Source organism: Candidatus Kosakonia sp. 282A-S69 (assembly GCF_029433855.1).
Classification (GTDB): Bacteria; Pseudomonadota; Gammaproteobacteria; order Enterobacterales; family Enterobacteriaceae; genus Kosakonia; species Kosakonia cowanii_A.
This window is the reverse complement of the sequence record NZ_JAROAU010000003.1, coordinates 1923839-1941478: the sequence shown is the minus strand read 5'-3', so window position 1 is coordinate 1941478 and position 17640 is coordinate 1923839. Positions and strand designations below refer to the sequence as shown.

Annotated in this window: 13 protein-coding genes and 1 other RNA gene; 9 read left to right on the top strand and 5 right to left on the bottom strand. The window is 53.8% G+C overall.

The annotated features are described in order from the left end of the window. Position 1 precedes the first annotated feature (1 nt). The 3 genes from PU683_RS14840 (at position 2) to umuC (ending at position 3172) form a co-directional block, all read left to right on the top strand. A complete protein-coding gene (locus PU683_RS14840; RefSeq protein WP_277172783.1) occupies positions 2 to 1417 on the top strand; it encodes a phage tail fiber protein in 1416 nt (471 codons plus the stop codon). A gap of 203 nt (positions 1418 to 1620) precedes the next feature. Then, positions 1621 to 1905, top strand: coding sequence for a hypothetical protein (locus PU683_RS14835; RefSeq protein WP_277172780.1), 285 nt, complete (start codon positions 1621 to 1623; stop codon positions 1903 to 1905). A gap of 1 nt (position 1906) precedes the next feature. Next, on the top strand, positions 1907 to 3172 hold the full coding sequence (gene umuC, locus PU683_RS14830) for a translesion error-prone DNA polymerase V subunit UmuC (RefSeq protein ID WP_277172777.1): 1266 nt from the start codon (positions 1907 to 1909) through the stop codon (positions 3170 to 3172). Between the two features lie 307 nt (positions 3173 to 3479). On the opposite strand, the gene PU683_RS14825 is transcribed toward umuC, so the two are convergent. Together PU683_RS14825 and PU683_RS14820 are read right to left on the bottom strand one after the other, a co-directional pair. After that, positions 3480 to 4841 carry a HEPN/Toprim-associated domain-containing protein gene (locus PU683_RS14825; protein ID WP_277172774.1) on the bottom strand — a complete coding sequence of 454 codons (1362 nt, stop codon included), beginning with the start codon at positions 4839 to 4841 and terminating at the stop codon, positions 3480 to 3482. 252 nt (positions 4842 to 5093) lie between these two features. Then, positions 5094 to 6185, bottom strand: coding sequence for a tyrosine-type recombinase/integrase (locus PU683_RS14820; protein ID WP_277172771.1), 1092 nt, complete (start codon positions 6183 to 6185; stop codon positions 5094 to 5096). Positions 6186 to 6541: 356 nt separating this feature from the next. Here PU683_RS14820 and PU683_RS14815 point away from each other — a divergent pair, with 356 nt between their 5' ends. Both PU683_RS14815 and PU683_RS14810 read left to right on the top strand, forming a co-directional pair. Beyond that, a complete protein-coding gene (locus PU683_RS14815; protein ID WP_277172767.1) occupies positions 6542 to 7951 on the top strand; it encodes an MFS transporter in 1410 nt (469 codons plus the stop codon). Continuing rightward, positions 7948 to 10320 carry a glycoside hydrolase family 3 N-terminal domain-containing protein gene (locus tag PU683_RS14810; RefSeq protein ID WP_277172764.1) on the top strand — a complete coding sequence of 791 codons (2373 nt, stop codon included), beginning with the start codon at positions 7948 to 7950 and terminating at the stop codon, positions 10318 to 10320. Before PU683_RS14815 ends, PU683_RS14810 begins: the two co-directional genes overlap by 4 nt. Positions 10321 to 10384: 64 nt before the next feature. On the opposite strand, the gene rprA is transcribed toward PU683_RS14810, so the two are convergent. Continuing rightward, an RNA gene (rprA, locus tag PU683_RS14805) (antisense sRNA RprA) lies at positions 10385 to 10492 on the bottom strand. Positions 10493 to 10680: 188 nt separating this feature from the next. Next, positions 10681 to 11796: an AI-2E family transporter YdiK gene (gene ydiK, locus PU683_RS14800; protein WP_277172761.1), complete on the bottom strand. Its 1116-nt coding sequence runs from the start codon at positions 11794 to 11796 to the stop codon at positions 10681 to 10683. 200 nt (positions 11797 to 11996) lie between these two features. Between ydiK and ydiJ the strand changes: the two genes are divergently transcribed. From ydiJ to PU683_RS14780, 4 genes are all read left to right on the top strand, one after another. Beyond that, positions 11997 to 15050 (top strand): D-2-hydroxyglutarate dehydrogenase YdiJ, encoded by a 3054-nt coding sequence (gene ydiJ, locus PU683_RS14795; protein ID WP_277172758.1) that lies wholly within the window; start codon positions 11997 to 11999, stop codon positions 15048 to 15050. Next, on the top strand, positions 15050 to 15460 hold the full coding sequence (gene menI, locus PU683_RS14790) for a 1,4-dihydroxy-2-naphthoyl-CoA hydrolase (protein WP_277172754.1): 411 nt from the start codon (positions 15050 to 15052) through the stop codon (positions 15458 to 15460). Before ydiJ ends, menI begins: the two co-directional genes overlap by 1 nt. A 206-nt stretch (positions 15461 to 15666) precedes the next feature. Beyond that, positions 15667 to 16581: a kdo(2)-lipid IV(A) palmitoleoyltransferase gene (gene lpxP / locus PU683_RS14785; protein WP_277172752.1), complete on the top strand. Its 915-nt coding sequence runs from the start codon at positions 15667 to 15669 to the stop codon at positions 16579 to 16581. Between the two features lie 57 nt (positions 16582 to 16638). Then, a complete protein-coding gene (locus PU683_RS14780) occupies positions 16639 to 16995 on the top strand; it encodes a hypothetical protein (protein ID WP_277172749.1) in 357 nt (118 codons plus the stop codon). A gap of 16 nt (positions 16996 to 17011) precedes the next feature. On the opposite strand, the gene PU683_RS14775 is transcribed toward PU683_RS14780, so the two are convergent. Then, positions 17012 to 17584, bottom strand: a complete 573-nt coding sequence (locus tag PU683_RS14775; RefSeq protein WP_277172746.1) for a hypothetical protein — start codon at positions 17582 to 17584, stop codon at positions 17012 to 17014. Positions 17585 to 17640: the final 56 nt, after the last annotated feature.

The following is a 17640-nucleotide window of genomic DNA, read 5'->3' as shown; positions in this document are numbered from 1 at the left end:
AATGATTTATACAACAGGCTCTATCGCCGTCAGCGGCAACACGCTGACCGGCACCGGCACGAATTTCACCCAGGCAGGCTCACTCATTCGTAACGGCTGCACGGTGCTTGCACTGACCACCCCGGTACAGGCTTTCCAGATCACCGCAATCAACAGCGCGACCAGCCTCACGGTGACCCCGGCGGCCAGCCCGGACGTTCCTGCCGGCACAAAGTTCGCCATTCTGCTGAGCGACAGCCTTTCTGTTGACGGTCTGGCACAGGACATCGCCGAAACGTTAACGATGTACCAGCGTTACATGGGCGGCTTTGCTGACGTGATGAATGGTGCTGGAGATGTGACCATCACCATCAACGGGCAGGCGGTCACGGTACCTGGCCAGATGTCACTGGCGAAGAAAGGCGCTAACTCCGATATCACCTCACTCAGCGGTCTGACCTCGGCCCTGAGCGTGGAGCAGGGAGGCACCGGCGCAAAGAATAAAGCTGATGCGCGCCTGGCATTATCTGCTGCATCCTCTGGTGCTAACTCAGACATCACCAGTCTGTCAGGACTGACCACGGCTCTCAGTATCGCGCAGGGCGGTACGGGCGCAACCAGTGTTTCCGGAGCGCGCTCTGCCCTTGGTATCGGTGCGGCAGCGTCTCTCGGTGATGCGCTGGCAGCAGGCGCGGTGCTCAAGAGAGAGCCGGGTAACGCAAACACGACGCTGAACAACCCGACAGCTATCTTCAACTGGCTCAAGTCTGTCGGGTTCGGGAGTTATCAGTTCACGGCAGCTCAGGCAGGGGCGATCGTCCGGTACTACCCCTCTTTATATTTTAATGCGGGTAACCTGCACGCTCTTCTGCAGTCGAATTACTCGACGGGTGAGCTCATCTCCTGGGGGGCTGTTGATAACGGCGGTTCATGGTCTTTTGCGCAAAATATTTTATACGGAACGGCGAACACGACCAAAGGCAGTGATGGCACCATTAAAGCCGCATCGCCGGTGGCGCGCATCGTACAGAGTCAGGAAGCATGTCAGCGCGCTGACGTCGATGACGATGGCTTTATGTGGTGTGGGTGCGGAACAGCAAACCGAGAAGCGGAAGGGATCACCATCTCCCGGCTCGACACCGGAGTGTATACGCTTACGGGCTCGTCAGGGCTTGCTTCATCCGGCTGGCAACTGCTCCCGCCCCGCGACCCGCAGGGATCGGGTGATATGGGGATCGTTGAGGCGGAGCAGACCGAAAGCGGCGGCCTGACGATTCGGCTTTACAGGCGGCGGTATGTTCTTACCGAAAGCGGGGAGATCGAAGTGCAGAAAGGTGCTGCGATTGACGTTCCCCCGACTAGCTGGATCGACGTCCGTCTTGATATGCCGGAAACCAGCATCTGGAATCAGCGCAATGCAGGTTCGCAGGAGCAATAAAAAAGCCCCGGCGACGGGGCAGTTACATTCCGCGCCTGTCTGGTGCAGGCTACAGGGCTGTTTTAATTTTAGTCGAAAGACGATTTAACTTAAGAAAAATTCCCGGCGGTTCAGGCCGTTGACAAATCTTCTTGCCGCTTCGCCTTGATAACGCTCTCGCTTATGAATACTGTATATTTAAACAGTAATTAAGCGAGGCTACTATGACACATCCTCTATTTTCCATCAGCGGTCTGTCACCGCAAGCGCAGTACATAGAAATCGGCTCGGACGTTCTGGCTGTGGAGCAACGTGCCGAAGCCGACGCCGGTTCTATGCTGCTGATAGCTTTCATGGGCCGCAGGCAGATCGCGCGGTTATGCGGAACGTCGTTGATCACGGAAGAGGGGGAGGCGATTGAGGGCGACGCCCTGGATGACGTGGAAATGCTTGGCGTGGTTACGCACATCATTCGTCCCGCGGCATTCGACGACTATCCGGTGATGTGAGATGTTCGCCCTCGTCGATGCAAACAGCTTTTATGCTTCATGTGAGCAAGCCTTCCGGCCTGAGCTTGACCTGGTGCCTGTAGTTGTGGCTTCGAACAATGATGGCTGCGTGATCGCCCGGTCAGCGCTTGCCAAAAAGCTGGGCATCAAAACCGGTGATCCAATTTTCAAGAATACCGACCTTTTCCGGCGCCACGGCGTTGTCTGCTTTAGTTCAAATTACGAGCTCTATGGCGATATGAGCTACAGGATGATGTCGACCCTGGAAGAGATATGCCCGCGCGTATCGGTTTACAGCATTGACGAGGCTTTCTGCGATCTGACCGGCGTGCGGAACTGTCGTGATTTGAGCGATTTCGGGCGGGAGATTAAGCAGACGGTCTATCAGCGCACGCTGTTACATGTGGGGGTGGGCATCGCACCTACAAAGACGCTTGCCAAGCTGGCGAACCACGCCGCGAAGACATGGAAGGCAACCGGCGGCGTGGTGGATTTATCAAACATCTCCCGCCAGCGGAAGCTGATGGCGCTGCTGCCCTGCAACGAAGTATGGGGGATCGGGTCGCGGATCAGCAAGAAGCTGGAGGCTATGGGGATAAAAACGGCGCTTCAGCTGGCAGATGCCGATATACGCTTTATCCGCAAACACTTTAGCGTGGTGATGGAAAGAACGGTGCGCGAGCTGCGCGGTGAATCTTGCCTGGAGTTCGATGAGTTTCAGCCGGCGAAGCAGGAGATCTGCTGCAGTCGGTCTTTTGGTCAGCGCGTCACCGACTATACGGAAATGCGCCAGGCCATAGTGAGTTATGCCACGCGCGCGGCAGAGAAGCTGCGCGGAGAACATCAGTTCTGCCGTTACGTCTCTGCCTTCGTTAAAACCTCGCCTTTTGCTCTTGATGAACCCTATTACGGCAAGCATGCCGGAACAAAGCTCCTGACCCCTACGCAGGACACACGCGACATTGTGGCCGCTGCTGTGCGTTGCCTTGATGCGGTCTGGAAAGATGGTCACCGGTACCAGAAAGGCGGGATCCTTCTGGGAGACTTTTTTAGCCAGGGCGTGGCGCAGCTAAACCTCTTTGACGACAACGCTCCAAGGGCAAACGCCAAGGCGCTGATGGATATCCTGGACTCAGTGAATCAACGGAACGGTCGGGGCACGCTGTTTTTTGCGGGGCAGGGGATCGAGAAGAAATGGCAGATGAAACGGGAGATGCTGTCGCCCCGCTGGACAACGCGACTGACGGATGTGCCGCGGGTGTTTTAGCTAATGAAGTCGCTGCTGAAATGAGGGAGATCATGACAGGGGTTTTACCTTCATTTTACCTTCGTTTTACCTTTGGCAAATTTCAGGAATAAAAAAACCAGCCGTAAGAGGCTGGTTTAATTGGGGAATTTTGGTCGGCACGAGAGGATTTGAACCTCCGACCCCTGACACCCCATGAAACCCGAAATCTAAACAAATGCTGATTTACGCTTGGCGAGAACATTCAATATGCCGAACTTCATTATTTTAATGCCATGATTCCAAATATTATTTTCAGATCATTGAAAATAAAAATATTGAAATGGAATTAAACTTTTTCTTCAGTCCATAAATTTGGATAGTGACTCTTTATTTTTTCGATACGTATTGCTCCAGATAACTTGGAACAAGCATCAATTATCGCATTAAGCAAAGCCTCGAGTTTGGAAGTGTCGTATTTAGTTTCAATAAGCTTAACTTCTGATGTATTAAGAAATTTTTTAGCATAATGCTCTTTGTATTCAAGTGCGCCTTGATATAACCCTGTCTCTTTTTTATAATTAGTCCATCTAACAAAGTATGACTCATAATGACTATAATTTAAGTCCAAGTAACATTCTATAGCGGCGGCAGTTCTATTGATATTAGATAGCGTTTGGCCGTCCGGGCCGCAAGTAGGAAAACTCTCAAACTCATTTAGATCCGGAAGGCACATGCAACTCATGTTATGAGGGAGTTTCATATTTATTATTTTATTGAAGGCTTCAACCCCTTCACTATCATTGTCGAGCACAAAAATAATTTGGTTTTGTATATCAATTTTTACTAGTCCCTCAGCAAACTTTGATAATCCTCCAGTGCCTGGGAATGGATGGCCGGATTTTACATCGATGAAACGAAAAAAGTCACTAACGCTAGGCTTTATTAGCTTAAATGCCTTCTGTAGTATATGTGAGTCAGAGGAACCTTCAGTTGCAATGAGAAACGAATCTTCACGGCCAATTTCAGTCTTTATTTCATGAATATGAACCCATCCATTAGCAACTATCTCCCCATAGTCCCACTCGACATGCTCACTAAGATTATGTTTGTTTTCATTTAAAAGTCTGATCATTGAGTATGGATGAAGTATGTTTATTACACTGAAAAACGCGGTTTTTTCTGACCAGTAGAAATCACTATAAGGATCATAAAGAGGAATTCTTTTTAAAATATCGCTAGGGAATAACTTCAGGATGAAATTATCTTTTTCTGTTTTATTTGTGTAATCGAAGTCTAACCTTTTATCATCTAACTCGCTCAGGTTATAGCTCTTGAGTAAATTTAGAAACTCATCGAAAGTAAAAAGCTTTTCTAATGGTTCCCAATTATCGGGAAAGGCTTCAATCATCTCATTTCTTTGGTTAGTCTCATGCTTTACAAGATTTTCATATTCCGCACGAATAGCATTAAGAGAAAAGCCAAGTAATTCAACGCGTTCAGCTACATCTGAAAGAGGCTTTCTAAGAACAGTCCACTGAAGGCGTCTTTCTTCATCAATTTCAGCGTTTTCTTCCAAACCATAGCGTTCATGCTGAGGTATCATTATATGATCGGTCGATTGAAACAATGCACCATGATCAATACCTAAGCTATTTTTACTCCAGTCGAGCGTTGCACCTGAAACCTTAAGTGAAATTTCCGTACCCATAATTCCTCTTATTTACAGATAGTAATCACTGAATTAAACCATCATAAATATGATCTGTCATCAAATATGCACTGCAATTACAAGCGACCTAGTGTCGGTAAAATTCAGTATGGATATTAGTCAGTTGAGGCTAGACTAAGGGCAAAGAAAAGTGGCCGGTTCGTCGCAGATTATCGCAATTTAAGTTACATATTGCACCATTGGAGGTGAAATCGCCTCTTAAATAAGCCATTTTCTGGGGCAGCAAATACATTAATCAGAGGCATGTCTTTCTTTCATAAGTTGGTTTAGCCTGTCGTGTAGAGACTTGGGGAAAAGCTCAGTATAAACCTGCCAGAGTATGTTCAGAGATTTATGTCCGGTGACTTGCGCAACTTCTTCGATAGTGAAACCAGCTTCGAATAGTCTGCTGGCACCTTCCCTTCGTAGGTCATGATAGCGCAAATCTTCAATGCCTAAAGCATCCCTTACCTGGCGGTAAGTTTGTGTGACACTTCGACTGTTGAAAGGGAAAACTCTATCTGAAGTTCTTGGCTGCCTCTGCAGTATGTCCCAAGAGTCTCCAAGTAGTGGTACCAGCATATGGTTGCCGACTTTTTTTCTAGGATCTTTCCTATCCCTCACAAGAACAGCTTTTTGCTCAATATCCACATCATCCCACAAGATATTGCAAACCTCCCCAATACGCATGCAAGTAAGTATCGAAAATAAAAAAATATCAGAGAAAGGAGTGTTCTTGTATGAAGTCTTTTCTCTTTGCTTCAAGCCAGCAAGAATCTGATCAGATTCGGAGCGTGTGGGGCGTCGACTCCTCTTCTGTGTCGGGCCGATAACATTCATCTGTGTAAGGTTTTGCCTTGCCAGGCTATATGCTTGCAGATCTGCATCGATACCAAAAATGGGCTTAGCAGTTTTCAAAACGGAGCCTATATATGCTAAATCCTGAGCAACTGTTGCGGCTCCTGCGCCCCCTGCGCGTCTATGCTCGCAGTGCTCAATGAGCGCAGAAGTTGATAAATCAGATAGCGGCATGGCGGCTATGGATGATTTTGCCAAAAGCCTCAAAACATCAGCCTTTGAACGTCCGTACTTTATATTTGGATGACTTATATACAGTTGGATCAGTTCTCCTAGCGTGGTCTTTTCTGAATCTTGATCAGCAGGAAGTCCATTCGCTTCGATGAATGCAACCCTGTTAATCCCCCAAGCTTTCGCGAGTGATAACTTTCCAAATGTTTTACTTTCTCGAAATATATATTTCCCTTCGCTCTTGACCCCGACTGTGCAGCGATAGCGGATAGTGCCATCTGCTTTGGTTCTTTTTTCAACAGTGTAAAAAGCCATTTCTCATCATATCCTGGGGTGCTGGGTGGGGGACTGGAAAGACAAAATTAGCCTTAAATGAGAAAAAATGCACTAAAAAAATACTGTTCATAGTGTCAGTATTGTCTGTATGTTATTGATATTATTTATCTTGTTTTTTGGTGGAATCATGTCACTGCCGACACAATGTCGGGGATTTTTTTATTTCAGCCGCGAATATGTGGCCGATCACAATAACTAAAAAACGTAAAAAGCCTGGCAATTATTGCAATTGTTCCAATGCTGCCTTCTTCTAATACTTGAGCCTGTAGTGAGCGGTGCGATAAGAAATAACGCATCAGGATGAAATAATTTTTCACCTCACAAGGCTAATAAAAATGACAATTTCCTCTGTCCTGCGTACGAAAGACAAAATAGGCTACGGCCTCGGCGATATGGCAAGCGCCCTGGTGTGGCAAACGGCGACGCTATTTCTCGCCTATTTTTATACCGATGTTTTTGGTTTACCCGCCGCCATTATGGGTACCATGTTTTTAGTCGTTCGCGTTATTGATGCGTTTATCGATCCCTGCATCGGCGCGCTGGTGGATCGCACGCAAACCCGGCACGGCCGTTTTCGCCCCTGGCTGCTCTGGTTTGCCATTCCCTTCGGCGTCAGCTGCGTCATCACCTTCTATGTGCCTGACGCAGGCGCCACGGCGAAAATCATCTATGCCTGCGTCACTTACGCCATTCTCAGTTTTATCTACTCCGCGATTAACGTCCCTTACTGCGCCATGCCCGGTGCGCTGACCATGGATCCGCACGAGCGTCATTCGCTGCAATCCTGGCGCTTCGGTCTGTCGTTTATCGGTGGACTGATTGTGACCGTAATTGCCCTGCCGCTGGTGGCGCACCTCGGCGACGGCAACATGCAGAAAGGCTACTTTTACGCCATGAGCATGATGGGTGTATTGGGGATTGTGCTCTTCTTTAGCTGTTTCTTTATGACCCGCGAACGCTTTACGCCGCGAAATGACACCTCCGGCTCGCTGGTGAGCGATCTCAAACTGCTGGCGGCAAATAGCCAGTGGCGCATTGTTTTTCTGTTTAATATTTTGCTGTTGACCGCTGTCGTCACCCGCGGTTCAGCTACCATGTATTACGTCAAATATGTGTTACTGCGTCCGGAAATGGTCTTTACCTTTATTGTCTCCGGGATGATTGCTTCACTCACCGGCGCACTATTATCGGCGCGCCTGCTCGGAAAATTCGATCGCGTGCGCGCTTACCAGTGGACGATTATTACTTTCGTTATTTTTGCCGCGCTGATCTTTATCATTCCGCCCTCTCAGGTGTGGCTTATTTTCACCCTCAATATTGTCTTCAGCTTTATTCAGAACCTGACCACGCCGCTGCAATGGACGATGTTTTCCGACGTGGTGGATTATGAAGAGCACCGCAGCGGACGCCGCCTCGACGGGCTGGTTTTCTCCACCGCGCTCTTCGCCATTAAATTTGGTCTCGCCCTCGGTGGCGCCGTGGTTGGCTGGGTGCTTGGCGCGGTTGACTATATTCCGAACCAGGCCCAGCAGAGCGCGACCGTGCTTACCACCATCAATGCGCTGTTTACCCTGATCCCCTGCCTGTTATTTATCTGCATGGTGCTGCTGCTGACCCGTTACAAACTCAACAGCAGCACCGCCGACAGCATCGCACAAGAGCTTCTGCGCAAACGCGGCGGCAGCAGTGAGGTCGCCGATGCGCAAACCACCCCGGATCTCAGCAACACAGGAGTGACCCGATGACCGCAATTTACAAAGACGCCAACCGCCCCGTCGCCGAGCGCGTGGCCGATCTTCTCGCCCGCATGACGCCAGAGGAGAAGTTTGCCCAGATGCACGGCCTGTGGCTGGTGCTCTCAGAGGAGGGCGACCACCGCGAGCGAACCGATTTAAGCGATGAATTTGCCGGTGTCAGCGCGCAGGACGCGCTGGCAGAGCGGCTGAAGCTTGGCGTCGGGCAGATCACCCGCCCGCTGGGCACGCATATTGTTGAAGCGAAACAGGGCGTGCGCGCCGCCAACCGGCTGCAAAAAACGCTGATGGAGGAGACGCGCCTCGGCATCCCGGCGCTGTTCCATGAGGAGTGCCTGGTAGGGCTGCTGTGTAAGGACGCCACGCTGTTTCCCTCCTCCCTCAACTACGGTTCGACGTGGGACCCGGCGCTGATTAAACGCGCCGCACAGCACATAGGAGATGAAGCGCGCTCGACCGGCTGTAAACAGGGCCTCGCGCCGGTGCTGGATGTCTCCCGCGATGTGCGTTGGGGGCGCACGGAGGAGACCTTCGGCGAGGATCCGTGGCTGGTCGGCGTCATGGCCTGCGCCTACGTCGAGGGGTTGCAGGGCGAGAAGGGCGATATGCTGGCGACGCTCAAGCACTATGTTGGCCACTCGTTTAGCGAAGGCGCGCGCAACCACGCGCCGGTGCATCTCGGCTTTTGCGAGCTTAATGACACCTTCCTGCTGCCCTTTGAGATGGCGGTCAAGTGCGCGAATGCCGGATCGGTCATGCCGGCCTATCACGATATCGATAATCAGCCGGGCCACAGCGACGCTTTCCTGCTGACCACCGTGCTGCGTGAGCAGTGGGGCTTCGAAGGGATTATTGTTGCTGATTATGGCGGCGTCAGCCTGCTTCACCAGCATCACGGCGTCACCCACGATGCCGCCGAGTCGGCGGCGCTGGCCTTTACCGCCGGGCTGGATATCGAGTTGCCAAAAGATGACTGCGCGCGCCATCTGGCGCAGGCGGTTGAACGCGGTCTGATCTCGATGGAAAAAGTGGATGAGATTGTCGCGCGGGTGCTGGCGGTGAAGTTCCGCCTTGGCCTGTTTGAACACCCCTACAGCGACGAGCAGAAGATTGTTCTGCAATCGGAGGCGACGCGGCAGGTGGCGCGCGACGTGGCGACCCGTTCGCTGACGCTGCTGGAAAATAACGGGCTGCTTCCCCTGAGCGGCTCGCCGAAGGTGGCGGTCGTGGGCCCGACCGCTGATGATCCGCTGGCTTTATTGAGCGGTTACAGCTTCCCCGTGCACCTGATTATCAGCGATATGCTGGAGGAGACTTCGCAGGTCACCACACCTCTTGCCGCGCTGCGCCAGACTCTCGGTGAGGCGCAGGTTCGTTACGCCAAAGGGTGCCATATCATTGAAAAACGAATGGCGGGTGCGCCGGTCTTTCCGGGCGACGCCTCAGGAAAACCGATGCAGGCGTCGCCGGTGTCAAAGGATATGAGCCTGATCCCTGATGCGGTGCGCGTAGCGCAAGAGAGTGAGGTGGTGATTGCCTGTGTCGGCGATCTCGCCGGGCTATTTCAGAGTGGCACAGTTGGTGAGGGGTCCGATACCGACAGCCTGACGTTGCCGGGCGTTCAGCAGCAGCTGCTGGAGGCGCTGGTTGAAACCGGCAAGCCGGTGGTGGTGGTGATGACCGGTGGACGCCCGTATAACCTGCAGGGGCTGGAAACGCGCATCGCCGCACTGCTGATGGCATGGGCTCCGGGCCAGGAGGGGGGCTGGGCGATTGCCGATGTGCTCACCGGGCGCGCGGAGCCGCAGGGCCGGCTGGTGGTGAGTGTGCCGAAAAGCGCCGGCGCGATGCCCTATTACTACAACCACAAACTGAAGAGCGGCGGGACGCCTTTCGCCTTTCACTTTGGCTCACGTTACCCCTTCGGCTATGGGCAGAGCTGGACGCAGTTTGCCTACGGCGAGCCGAAGCTGGCAACGACGCAGGTCCCCATTGATGGCGAGATTACGCTGCGCGTGACGGTAAGCAACACCGGAGAACGCAGCGGCAGCGATGTGGTGCAGCTCTATGTGCGCGATAAGGTCGCCTCAATGGTGCGACCGGTGCAGGAGTTAAAAGCGTTTCAACGCGTGGCGTTAAGCCCCGGCGAGACGGCGACACTCACCTTTACGCTGCCGGTCGATATGCTTAACTTTACCCGCCGGGACGGACAGCGCATTGTCGAGCCAGGAGAGTTTGAATTGCAGGTTGGCGCCTCTTCAGCGGATATTCGCGGGCGCGCAACCGTAACGGTAACCGGGCAGACAAAAGTGCTGCCGCAGCGATGGCGAATGATGAGCAATTGTGAAGTAAGTCGCTAATTTCAGACGAAACCCGCTACGCAAAGCGGGTTTCTTTTTTATCAGAATTATCGATAAAAAAAGGATAAAAAAAAGCCCACCGTGGGAGATGGGCAAAGACTACACACAGCAATTCGTTGTTTCACTCAGGGGATTTCCATGCTTATAAATCAAGGTGTTGATTTATAACCGTGCTCTTATAGTAGGCATACGGAATTTTTGCGTCGATCAGATTCGTCTCATTAGTTAAACGCACGTAAAGAATATATGCTGAAAAAGAGGCGATATACCGGATTTTCTACAGAGCGAGTGCTACAGCGGTGTTAAAATGATAAGTAATGCTTAATGATTGTTAAGGCGGGCTACCCCGCCTTAAGGGGATCAGGCGGGGGTATCTAAATCGTCGACTTTTGCCAGCGCGTCGTCTGCGGGTGTCTTCGGTGCCGGGACTTCGTTAACCCAGGCAGAGAAGAGACGCCATGAGACCGCCAGCAGCACCGGGCCAATAAAGAGGCCGATCATGCCAAAGGCTACCAGCCCGCCAATAACGCCGGAGAGGATCAGGATCAGCGGAAGATCGGCACCGAGGCGAATCAGTACCGGGCGGATAAAGTTATCCAGCGTTGCCACTATCGCACTCCACACCAGCAGCACCGTTCCCCACGTCGAATCGCCGCTCCAGTAGAGCCAGATAATCGCCGGCACCAGCACCAGCAGAGGACCAATCTGGATCAGACAGGTCATCAACATCAGCACGGTAAAGAGGGTGGCGTAAGGCACGCCGGAGACGGCCAGCCCGATACCGCCCAGCACCGCCTGTACCAGCGCCGTCACAACCACGCCGAGCGCGACGGCGCGAACGGCCTGGCCTGCCAGCAGCACCGCGGCATCGCCGCGCTCAGCCGCCAGCCTGAAGGCGAAGTGGCGAATACCCTGCGCCACCTGCTCACCGCGCCAGTAAAGCAGGGCGCTGAACAGCAGCATCAGACCGCAGTGCAGCATCAGGCGACCAATATGCGCGGCCTGGCCGACAAACCACGTTGTCGTGGTACCGACGTAGGGGCGCAGCTTCGCCATAATCGCGCTACCGCCCATATCGAGCAGGCTGTGCCAGCCAGCGTAGAGTCTGGCACCGACCAGCGGAATGCTGTTCAGCCAGGCCAGATCTGGCGGTGAGGAGACGCCGCTGGTGACGGCATGGATCACCGTACCGCTGGAGTCGACAAGACTGTTAACCAGCAAGGCGACCGGAATAATAAACAGCAGGATCAGCAGCAGCATCATCGCCAGCACCGCCAGCGAGCGGCGGCCAAAGAGTAACCGCTGCAGACGCAGCAGCAGCGGCCAGGTGGCGATCACCACGGTCCCCGCCCAGGCGAAGCCGAGAATAAACGGCTGCACCACCCACAAGCAGGTAATGATCATAAGGGCTAAAAACAGTACCGACAGCATTAATTGCGGCACATCCCTGGAGTGACGACGATCAACTTTATCCATTATTCACCTTTCCAGTGCTGAAGGGGCGGTGCGGCAGGCGAGCACCTAATATTATGCGAAGCGATATCCGCTGTTTTGCACCGCCTGATTCTGCCTGCAATTCTGCTGAGCGCCTAAGAAAAAAATGTGATACAACGATGAGGGCTTAAAGCAAACGATTAACTTTTAACAACATTAACTGTCAGGCAGGGTCAAGCATAATGATCCCACAGATTTCCCAGGCACCAGGCGTCGTTCAACTGGTGCTCAATTTTTTGCAAGCACTGGAGCAGCAAGGTTTTACAGGTGATACCGCCACCAGTTACGCCGACCGGCTAACGATGGCGACAGACAACAGTATTTACCAGCTACTTCCCGACGCCGTTCTCTTCCCCCGTTCAACGTCAGACGTTGCCCTGATCACGCGCCTCGCTGCTGAAGCGCGGTTTAAGTCGCTGGTCTTTACCCCGCGTGGCGGCGGTACCGGCACCAACGGTCAGGCGCTGAACCAGGGCATCATTGTTGATATGTCCCGCTATATGAACCGCATTATTGAGATCAACCCTGAAGAGGGGTGGGTGCGTGTTGAAGCGGGCGTCATCAAAGATCAGCTTAACCAGTTTCTTAAACCCTATGGTTTCTTCTTCGCGCCGGAACTCTCTACCAGCAACCGTGCGACCCTTGGCGGCATGATTAACACCGATGCCTCCGGCCAGGGTTCGCTGGTCTACGGTAAAACCTCCGATCACGTACTCGGGGTGCGCGCGGTGCTGCTGGGCGGCGATATCCTTGATACCCAGGCGATGCCTGTCGCGCTGGCCGAAACCCTTGGCAAGGCCAGCACCGCCATCGGGCGTATCTATAAAACAGTGCTTGAGCGCTGTCGCGACAACCGCCAGCTGATTATCGACAACTTTCCAAAGCTTAACCGCTTTCTCACCGGCTACGACTTGCGCCACGTCTTTAATGATGAGATGACCGAGTTTGACCTGACGCGAATCCTGACCGGCTCGGAAGGAACGCTGGCCTTTATTACCGAAGCAAGGCTCGATATCACCCGCCTGCCGAAAGTGCGCCGGCTGGTAAACATCAAATATGACTCCTTCGACTCAGCCCTGCGTAACGCCCCCTTTATGGTTGAGGCGCGCGCGCTGTCGGTGGAGACCGTCGACTCGAAAGTGCTCAACCTGGCGCGGGAAGATATCGTCTGGCATTCGGTCAAAGCGCTGATTACCGATGTGCCGGATAAAACCCTGCTCGGCCTCAATATCGTCGAATTTGCCGGGGATGATGAAGACGTGATCGACGCGCAGGTTGCCTCGCTCTGTCAGCGTCTGGATGAGCTGATGGCGCGCGGTGAAGGCGGCGTGATTGGCTGGCAGCGCTGCGATGAGCTGGCGGAGATTGAGCGTATCTATGCGATGCGCAAAAAAGCGGTTGGCCTGCTGGGGAATGCCAAAGGCGCGGCTAAACCAATTCCGTTTGCGGAAGATACCTGCGTGCCGCCAGAGCACCTGGCCGATTACATCGTGGAGTTTCGCGCGCTGCTCGACGGGCACGGGCTGAGCTATGGCATGTTTGGTCATGTCGATGCCGGTGTGCTGCACGTGCGTCCGGCGCTGGATATGTGCGATCCGCAGCAGGAAGTGCTGATGAAAACGATCTCTGATGAGGTGGTCGCGCTGACGGCGAAATATGGCGGGTTATTGTGGGGCGAGCATGGTAAAGGGTTCCGCGCCGAGTACAGCCCGGCCTTCTTCGGCGAGGTGCTCTACGGCGAGCTGCGGAAAATCAAAGCGGCGTTCGATCCCGAGAACCGCCTCAATCCGGGGAAAATCTGCCCGCCGGAGGGGATTGATGCGCCGATGAAGCAGGTCGATGCGGTTAAGCGCGGGACGTTTGACCGGCAGATCCCGACCACCTCACGCACGGCCTGGCGCGGGGCGATGGAGTGTAACGGTAACGGGTTATGCTTCAATTTTGATGTCAAAAGCCCGATGTGCCCGTCAATGAAGATTACCGGCAACCGCATTCACTCACCGAAAGGGCGCGCCACGCTGGTGCGCGAATGGCTGCGCCTGCTGGCCGACCGGGGGATCGATCCGCTGAAGCTTGAGAGAGAGCTGCCGGAAAAACGCGCCTCGCTGCGCACCCTGATTGAGCGCACCCGCAACAGCTGGCATGCCCGCCGCGGCGAGTATGACTTCTCGCACGAAGTGAAAGAGGCGATGTCCGGCTGTCTGGCCTGTAAAGCCTGTTCAACCCAGTGCCCAATCAAGATTGATGTCCCGGAGTTCCGCTCCCGTTTTCTGCAAATCTACCACGGTCGCTATCTGCGCCCGCTGCGCGATCACCTGGTCGCGACGGTGGAAGACTATGCGCCGCTGATGGCGCGTGCGCCGAAGACTTTCAACTTCTTTATGAGCCAGCCATGGGTGCGAAACCTGTCGGCAAAGCATATCGGCATGGTCGATCTGCCGCTGCTCTCGGTGCCATCGTTACAGCGGCAGATGGTCGGCCATCACTCCGCCAATATGACGCTGGAGCAGTTGGAAGCCCTGGGTGAAGAGCAGCGCGCGAAAACGGTGCTGGTGGTGCAGGACCCCTTCACCAGCTACTACGACGCGCAGGTGGTGGCGGATTTTGTCCGCCTGGTCGAACGCTTAGGTTTCCGCCCGGTAGTGCTGCCCTTTTCACCAAACGGTAAAGCGCAGCATATCAAGGGCTTCCTTACTCGCTTTGCGAAAACGGCGCAGAAGACCGCTGATTTCCTCAACCGCGTTGCCGAGCTGGGAATGCCGATGGTCGGTGTCGATCCGGCGCTGGTGCTCTGTTATCGCGATGAGTACAAACTGGCGCTGGCAGACAAACGCGGCGACTTCCATGTGCAACTTGTGCATGAGTGGCTGCCCTCGGTGCTGGAAAAAGTTGAGCCACGCGCCGTGAGCGGCGAGCCGTGGTATCTTTTCGGCCACTGTACCGAAGTCACCGCCTTGCCCGGCGCGCCTGCGCAATGGGCGGCCATTTTCGCGCGTTTCGGCGCGCAGCTGGAAAATGTCAGCGTTGGCTGCTGCGGGATGGCCGGTACCTACGGGCATGAAGTGAAGAACCATGCCAATTCACTCGGTATCTATGAGTTATCGTGGCATCAGGCGATGCAGCGTCTTCCGCGCAACCGCTGTCTGGCGACAGGCTACTCCTGCCGCAGCCAGGTGAAGCGCATCGAAGGAAACGGTGTGCGCCATCCCTTACAGGCTCTGCTGGAGATGGTGTGATGATCTGGAAACGCGCGGTGACGCTTGCGGCGCTCAACGCCATGGGCGACGGCAATATGGTTGGCCTGCTGGATATCCGTTTCGAGCGTATCAGCGACGATACGCTGGAAGCCTCAATGCCGGTCGATGAGCGCACGCATCAGCCCTTTGGTCTGCTGCACGGCGGCGCGTCGGTGGTGCTGGCCGAAACCCTCGGATCGGTGGCGGGTTATCTCTGCACGGAAGGGGAGCAAAAAGTGGTTGGGCTGGAGGTCAACGCCAACCATCTGCGATCGGTACGTAGCGGTCGGGTACGCGGCGTCTGCACAGCCCTGCATACCGGCGGCCGTCACCAGGTGTGGCAGATCGATATCTTTGATGAGCAGGCGCGTCTCTGCTGCTCTTCACGGCTGACTACCGCCGTGGTATGAAGCGATTTCGGCGGGGCACCGCCGAAAATCTTCACGATTTGTTCACTATTCTTAAGATAATGCGTTAGCACTCCGTGCTATATTGGCGTCACGGGATGTATCGCTTGCACTGATGCAAGCGAATGGCTGTAACGCATAATGACCTGATGAAGTTCTCATTGTCTCTTTAAGCGCTACTGGATACAGGCTTGAAGGACAACAAATAAATGAAAACATTTAAATCGGCATTTCTCCACCCGCGCTATTGGCTAACCTGGGCTGGCCTGGGTTTTCTCTGGTTACTGGTGCAACTCCCTTATCCTTTTCTTTCGCGTCTTGGCGCCGGTCTGGGGCGACAATCACGCCGCTTTCTCAAACGCCGCGAGCAGATCGCAAAGCGCAACCTTGAACTCTGCTTTCCTGATATGAGCGACGAGGTACGCGAAACGCTTATCGCCAAAAACTTTATCTCGCTGGGCATGGGTCTGATTGAGACCGGCATGGCCTGGTTCTGGTCGGATAAACGCGTACGTCGCTGGTTTGACGTCGACGGATATCAACATTTGCAGGCTGCGCAGGCTAGCCGCCAGGGGGTAATGGTAGTTGGTGTGCACTTTATGTCACTGGAGCTTGGCGGCCGCGTGATGGGGCTCTGTCAGCCGATGATGGCAACCTATCGCCCGCACAACAGCCCGGTGATGGAGTGGGTACAAACGCGCGGGCGGATGCGCTCCAACAAATCGATGATTGATCGCCGCAACCTGAAAGGGCTGGTGCAGGCCCTGAAAAAGGGCGAAGCCGTCTGGTTCGCACCGGATCAGGATTATGGCCGTAAGGGCAGCAGTTTCGCGCCCTTCTTCTCGGTGAAAGACGCGGCGACCACCAACGGTACGTTCGTGCTTTCCCGCCTCTCCGGCGCCAGGATGCTGACCGTAACGATGGTGCGGAAAGAGGGCAGCACCGGCTATTCGCTGCATATCGGCCAGGCGCTGAATGATTATCCCGCGCATAACGAATTTGCCGCTGCCAGCTATATGAACCGGGTGATTGAGCGCGAAATCCTGCGCGCGCCGGAACAATATTTATGGATCCACAGGCGTTTCAAAACGCGCCCGCTCGGCGAACCTTCGCTTTACAGCTAATCTTTCTAAACGCCCCGTTTCAGGGGCGTTTTGCCGTTGAATAACGATGGAGAAGTCATGATCAGGATTATTGCCGCGGGCTGTTTTGCACTTCTCTCTACCTGCTCATGGTCAGCCGGCATCACGCTGCTCTGCGATGAGTACAGCGTCGAGGTGGAGCCCAACGGGCTTACGGTAAACGGGCGTCACTACAGCGATCCGCAAGAGAAGCCCTATACGATCGGCGATCGGTACACCGGACGTTCGCTTTTTTATAGCGATAAACAGGATCAGAACGCAGAAACAAACTGGGTTGCGATTCATATCATTACCCAGCTGGGAACAGCTAAAAAAGCCTTTTTCTATTCAGACAATAACCATACCGATGAGAAGGCGATCCTCTGCAGTCTGGATAAGGAAACACCGGCACCATAATGGCGAGCGCAGGGTGTTAACTGCTGAGATCTTCCAGCAACTGCAGTTGTGAAAGGGTCAGCGGGCGGGGTAACGCGTAGCCTTTAACGGCAGGAAAGAGGCGTTGCCATTCACTGTCGCGACTCTGTAAAAGATGCTCTGCACGATTCTGTAGACCCAGCATAAAACCGTAGGCTTTAATCTCGCGCAAAAAGGGCAGGCTCTGCTGAAGCTCTGCGTGCGCGATCCGCTTATCGAGGGTAATTTCGATACGCTCCGCGGCGACATCATAACGGGTGCAGAGGTGATGAAGCGTGGCGAGATAGTCGCTATCGTTCAGCCGCTGCGGCGGAAGTGTAAAGGAGAAACAGAGCGTCTCTTTCTTTTTTGCCAGCTGGCACAGCGTCGTAAAAATAAATTCGGCCACGCTCGGCGGCTCCCCGGATGTTATCGCTACCGGACGGGGGAGGGTGGGGCGATCGCTGTACTCAACAAAACGCGCGCTTGCCTGGTAACAAAGGATATTTTTTCCCGATAAATCGGTCACCGGCAGAAATTCTGCCGTTACGAGAAGTTTCTTATCAGCAATATCGACTATTATTGATTTCATTTCCCTGATTAAGCTCCCTACTCAAAAGAACAGGACTTTTCCAATATACAAGTTTG

Bases quoted from the DNA above. Each gene is read 5' to 3' on its own strand.
- PU683_RS14840 (WP_277172783.1), top strand. From the start codon at position 2: ATGATTTATACAACAGGCTCTATCGCCGTCAGCGGCAACACGCTGACC.
- ydiJ (WP_277172758.1), top strand. From the start codon at position 11,997: ATGATCCCACAGATTTCCCAGGCACCAGGCGTCGTTCAACTGGTGCTC.
- PU683_RS14815 (WP_277172767.1), top strand. From the start codon at position 6,542: ATGACAATTTCCTCTGTCCTGCGTACGAAAGACAAAATAGGCTACGGC.
- ydiK (WP_277172761.1), bottom strand. From the start codon at position 11,796: ATGGATAAAGTTGATCGTCGTCACTCCAGGGATGTGCCGCAATTAATG.
- PU683_RS14835 (WP_277172780.1), top strand. From the start codon at position 1,621: ATGACACATCCTCTATTTTCCATCAGCGGTCTGTCACCGCAAGCGCAG.
- menI (WP_277172754.1), top strand. From the start codon at position 15,050: ATGATCTGGAAACGCGCGGTGACGCTTGCGGCGCTCAACGCCATGGGC.
- PU683_RS14780 (WP_277172749.1), top strand. From the start codon at position 16,639: ATGATCAGGATTATTGCCGCGGGCTGTTTTGCACTTCTCTCTACCTGC.
- umuC (WP_277172777.1), top strand. From the start codon at position 1,907: ATGTTCGCCCTCGTCGATGCAAACAGCTTTTATGCTTCATGTGAGCAA.
- lpxP (WP_277172752.1), top strand. From the start codon at position 15,667: ATGAAAACATTTAAATCGGCATTTCTCCACCCGCGCTATTGGCTAACC.
- PU683_RS14810 (WP_277172764.1), top strand. From the start codon at position 7,948: ATGACCGCAATTTACAAAGACGCCAACCGCCCCGTCGCCGAGCGCGTG.
- PU683_RS14775 (WP_277172746.1), bottom strand. From the start codon at position 17,584: ATGAAATCAATAATAGTCGATATTGCTGATAAGAAACTTCTCGTAACG.
- PU683_RS14825 (WP_277172774.1), bottom strand. From the start codon at position 4,841: ATGGGTACGGAAATTTCACTTAAGGTTTCAGGTGCAACGCTCGACTGG.
- PU683_RS14820 (WP_277172771.1), bottom strand. From the start codon at position 6,185: ATGGCTTTTTACACTGTTGAAAAAAGAACCAAAGCAGATGGCACTATC.